Below are 5,331 nucleotides of genomic sequence, written 5' to 3' on the forward strand. Positions count from 1 at the left end.
GCTGTAAGAGCCTAGCGATGACCTACTTTCACACGGGAACCCGCACTATCATCGGCGCTAAGTCGTTTCACGGTCCTGTTCGGGATGGGAAGGAGTGGTACCAACTTGCTATGGTCACTAGGCATAACTTGTGCATGAGCAGCACTAGCTGCTCATCAAATTCATAGAGTAAAAATCAGTTTTTTTGGTATTTGATTGCGCAACTGGCATAACTAGTCTGAACCGCTATACAGCAGTATCAAAGTTATAGGGTCAAGCCGCACGGGCAATTAGTACTGGTTAGCTTAACGCATTACTGCGCTTCCACACCCAGCCTATCAACGTCGTGGTCTACAACGACCCTTCAGGGGGCTCAAGGCCCCGGCAGATCTTATCTTGAAACGAGTTTCCCGCTTAGATGCTTTCAGCGGTTATCTCTTCCACACGTAGCTACCCTGCGATGCCACTGGCGTGACAACAGGTACACCAGAGGTGTGTCCACTCCGGTCCTCTCGTACTAGGAGCAGGCTTCCTCAAATCTGCAGCGCCCACGGAAGATAGGGACAAAACTGTCTCACGACGTTTTAAACCCAGCTCACGTACCTCTTTAAATGGCGAACAGCCATACCCTTGGGACCGACTACAGCCCCAGGATGAGATGAGCCGACATCGAGGTGCCAAACACCGCCGTCGATATGAACTCTTGGGCGGTATCAGCCTGTTATCCCCAGAGTACCTTTTATCCGTTGAGCGATGGCCCTTCCATACAGAACCACCGGATCACTATGTCCTGCTTTCGCATCTGCTCGACTTGTCAGTCTCGCAGTTAAGCACGCTTATGCCATTGCACTATCGTCACGATGTCCGACCGTAACTAGCGTACCTTCGAACTCCTCCGTTACGCTTTGGGAGGAGACCGCCCCAGTCAAACTGCCTACCATGCACTGTCCCCGATCCCGATTAGGGACCTAGGTTAGAACCTCAAACGCACCAGGGTGGTATTTCAACGTCGGCTCCACCAGAACTAGCGTCCTGGCTTCAAAGCCTCCCACCTATCCTACACAGATCCGTTCAAAGTCCAATACAAAGCTACAGTAAAGGTTCATGGGGTCTTTCCGTCTTTCCGCGGGGAGATTGCATCATCACAAACATTTCAACTTCGCTGAGTCTCTGGAGGAGACAGTGTGGCCATCATTACGCCATTCGTGCAGGTCGGAACTTACCCGACAAGGAATTTCGCTACCTTAGGACCGTTATAGTTACGGCCGCCGTTTACTGGGACTTCAATCAAGAGCTTGCACCCCATCATTTAATCTTCCAGCACCGGGCAGGCGTCACACCCTATACGTCCACTTTCGTGTTTGCAGAGTGCTGTGTTTTTATTAAACAGTTGCAGCCACCGATTTTTTGCAACCCTTTTCTGCTCCGTTTGTTCAACTTCACATACCAAGGGCATACCTTCTCCCGAAGTTACGGTATCAATTTGCCGAGTTCCTTCTCCAGAGTTCTCTCAAGCGCCTTAGAATACTCATCTCGCGCACCAGTGTCGGTTTGCGGTACGGTCAATCAATAGCTGAAGCTTAGTGGCTTTTCCTGGAAGCAGGGTATCACTCACTTCGTGTGCAAGCACACTCGTTATCACCCCTCATCTTAGCCCGGCGGATTTGCCTACCAGGCATGACTACAGGCTTGAACCACCTATTCCAACAGGTGGCTGAGCTAACCTTCTCCGTCCCCACATCGCACTATTGATCGGTACAGGAATATTGACCTGTTTCCCATCAGCTACGCATCTCTGCCTCGCCTTAGGGGCCGACTCACCCTACGCCGATGAACGTTGCGTAGGAAACCTTGCGCTTACGGCGAGGGGGCTTTTCACCCCCTTTAACGCTACTCATGTCAGCATTCGCACTTCTGATACCTCCAGCATCCGTTACCAGACACCTTCACAGGCTTACAGAACGCTCTCCTACCACGTGCAATAAATTGCACATCCGCAGCTTCGGTAACTGGCTTAGCCCCGTTACATCTTCCGCGCAGGACGACTCGATCAGTGAGCTATTACGCTTTCTTTAAATGATGGCTGCTTCTAAGCCAACATCCTGACTGTTTTAGCCTTCCCACTTCGTTTCCCACTTAGCCAATTTTAGGGACCTTAGCTGGCGGTCTGGGTTGTTTCCCTCTTGAGTCCGGACGTTAGCACCCGGTGCTCTGTCTCCCAAGCTGTACTCTGCGGTATTCGGAGTTTGCATTGGTTTGGTAAGTCGCCATGACCCCCTAGCCAAAACAGTGCTCTACCCCCGCAGGTAATACTTGAGGCACTACCTAAATAGTTTTCGGAGAGAACCAGCTATTTCCAAGTTTGTTTAGCCTTTCACCCCTAACCACAGCTCATCCGCTGATTTTGCAACATCAGTCGGTTCGGACCTCCAGTACCTGTTACGGCACCTTCATCCTGGCCATGGTTAGATCACTTGGTTTCGGGTCTACACCCAGCGACTGGACGCCCTATTCGGACTCGATTTCTCTACGCCTTCCCTACTCGGTTAAGCTTGCCACTGAATGTAAGTCGCTGACCCATTATACAAAAGGTACGCAGTCACCCCTTTCGAGGCTCCTACTTTTTGTAAGCATACGGTTTCAGGATCTATTTCACTCCCCTCCCGGGGTTCTTTTCGCCTTTCCCTCACGGTACTGGTTCACTATCGGTCGATTACGAGTATTTAGCCTTGGAGGATGGTCCCCCCATATTCAGACAGGATTTCTCGTGTCCCGCCCTACTTGTCTCTAGCCTAGTACCACCGATGAGTTTTCACATACGGGACTATCACCCACTATGGTTGGCCTTTCCAGACCATTTTGTTAACTCATCGACTATCACTAGAAGGCTCTTCCGAATTCGCTCGCCACTACTATCGGAATCTCGGTTGATGTCTTTTCCTCTGGGTACTTAGATGTTTCAGTTCTCCAGGTTCGCTTCACACACCTATGTATTCAGTGTGTGATACCTATTGCTAGGTGGGTTTCCCCATTCAGAAATCTCCGGATCAAAGCTTATTTGCCAGCTCCCCGAAGCTTATCGCAGGCTATCACGTCTTTCATCGCCTGTAATCGCCAAGGCATCCACCATATGCTCTTAGTCACTTGACCCTATAACTTTGATCTCTGTTGCCAGAAATCGCCATATTTCGAGTTCAAAGACTTGTGAGGTCTCACACCTCACGCGTTATGCCGTAATGTGAATATCTTGCGGCTGCGTCTTTCGACACAGCTTTAGAGAATATTCGTCATTACATGAATTCAAAAAGTTGAATTCGTGTTGACGCAATCAAATAATTGCTGACGGCACGGTCACCTCAAAGGGTGTTTCCGTCAGCAATACTGATTTCGACTCTATGAATTTTTAAAGAACAGCCTATTGAGATTCATCTCAATACAAAAGCACTCTGAGCCAGAGTGCTTTTGTATTGCAGCGAGCCAGCGATTGTAGCATTCTTTCATGCTATCAATTCTGATTCACTTGAATCTTGGTGGAGGATGACGGGATCGAACCGACGACCCCCTGCTTGCAAAGCAGGTGCTCTCCCAGCTGAGCTAATCCCCCTGGGTTTTTGCATTGGAAGTTTGGTGGGTCTAGTTGGGCTCGAACCAACGACCCCTGCGTTATCAACACAGTGCTCTAACCAGCTGAGCTACAGACCCAATCCATTAAAACCTTGCGGCTTTAACAGTTGCCATCCAACAACCGATAAGTGTGGGCGTTCAAACTTGAACTGCTTTATTTTCCAGAAAGGAGGTGATCCAGCCGCACCTTCCGATACGGCTACCTTGTTACGACTTCACCCCAGTCACGAACCCCGCCGTGGTAAGCGCCCTCCTTGCGGTTAGGCTACCTACTTCTGGCGAGACCCGCTCCCATGGTGTGACGGGCGGTGTGTACAAGACCCGGGAACGTATTCACCGTGACATTCTGATCCACGATTACTAGCGATTCCGACTTCACGCAGTCGAGTTGCAGACTGCGATCCGGACTACGACTGGCTTTATGGGATTAGCTCCCCCTCGCGGGTTGGCAACCCTTTGTACCAGCCATTGTATGACGTGTGTAGCCCCACCTATAAGGGCCATGAGGACTTGACGTCATCCCCACCTTCCTCCGGTTTGTCACCGGCAGTCCCATTAGAGTGCTCAACTAAATGTAGCAACTAATGGCAAGGGTTGCGCTCGTTGCGGGACTTAACCCAACATCTCACGACACGAGCTGACGACAGCCATGCAGCACCTGTGTTACGGCTCTCTTTCGAGCACTCCTTCATCTCTAAAGGATTCCGTACATGTCAAAGGTGGGTAAGGTTTTTCGCGTTGCATCGAATTAAACCACATCATCCACCGCTTGTGCGGGTCCCCGTCAATTCCTTTGAGTTTCAACCTTGCGGCCGTACTCCCCAGGCGGTCAACTTCACGCGTTAGCTTCGTTACTGAGTCAGTTAAGACCCAACAACCAGTTGACATCGTTTAGGGCGTGGACTACCAGGGTATCTAATCCTGTTTGCTCCCCACGCTTTCGTGCATGAGCGTCAGTACAGGCCCAGGGGATTGCCTTCGCCATCGGTGTTCCTCCGCATATCTACGCATTTCACTGCTACACGCGGAATTCCATCCCCCTCTGCCGTACTCTAGCCTTGCAGTCACAAAGGCAGTTCCCAGGTTGAGCCCGGGGATTTCACCTCTGTCTTACAAAACCGCCTGCGCACGCTTTACGCCCAGTAATTCCGATTAACGCTTGCACCCTACGTATTACCGCGGCTGCTGGCACGTAGTTAGCCGGTGCTTATTCTTACGGTACCGTCATGACTCCAGGGTATTAACCCGAAGCTTTTCGTTCCGTACAAAAGCAGTTTACAACCCGAAGGCCTTCATCCTGCACGCGGCATTGCTGGATCAGGCTTTCGCCCATTGTCCAAAATTCCCCACTGCTGCCTCCCGTAGGAGTCTGGGCCGTGTCTCAGTCCCAGTGTGGCTGATCGTCCTCTCAGACCAGCTACAGATCGTCGGCTTGGTAAGCTTTTATCCCACCAACTACCTAATCTGCCATCAGCCGCTCTAGTAGCACAAGGTCTTGCGATCCCCTGCTTTCATCCGTAGATCTCATGCGGTATTAGCCACTCTTTCGAGTAGTTATCCCCCACTACTAGGCACGTTCCGATGTATTACTCACCCGTTCGCCACTCGTCAGCATCCGAAGACCTGTTACCGTTCGACTTGCATGTGTAAGGCATGCCGCCAGCGTTCAATCTGAGCCAGGATCAAACTCTACAGTTCGATCTTGATAAATTTAAAGTCTCTCGACTA

The 5,331-nt window shown here is 50.8% G+C and carries 2 tRNA genes and 3 rRNA genes; all 5 read right to left on the reverse strand.

Annotated elements, in window-relative coordinates:
* Positions 1-9: 9 nt before the first annotated feature.
* A 5S ribosomal RNA gene (gene rrf, locus QEP12_RS16720) occupies positions 10-122 on the reverse strand.
* Positions 123-248: 126 nt separating this feature from the next.
* Positions 249-3,129, reverse strand: a 23S ribosomal RNA gene (locus QEP12_RS16725).
* Positions 3,130-3,507: 378 nt separating this feature from the next.
* Positions 3,508-3,583: transfer RNA gene (locus QEP12_RS16730), tRNA-Ala, on the reverse strand.
* Positions 3,584-3,604: 21 nt separating this feature from the next.
* Positions 3,605-3,681 (reverse strand) — tRNA-Ile (locus tag QEP12_RS16735).
* A gap of 87 nt (positions 3,682-3,768) precedes the next feature.
* Positions 3,769-5,301 (reverse strand): 16S ribosomal RNA (locus QEP12_RS16740).
* The 16S, 23S and 5S rRNA genes sit together here with 2 tRNA genes alongside, the layout of an rRNA operon.
* Positions 5,302-5,331: the final 30 nt, after the last annotated feature.

The sequence above is a fragment of the Comamonas jiangduensis genome (genome assembly GCF_030162955.1).
GTDB lineage: Bacteria > Pseudomonadota > Gammaproteobacteria > Burkholderiales > Burkholderiaceae_C > Comamonas > Comamonas jiangduensis.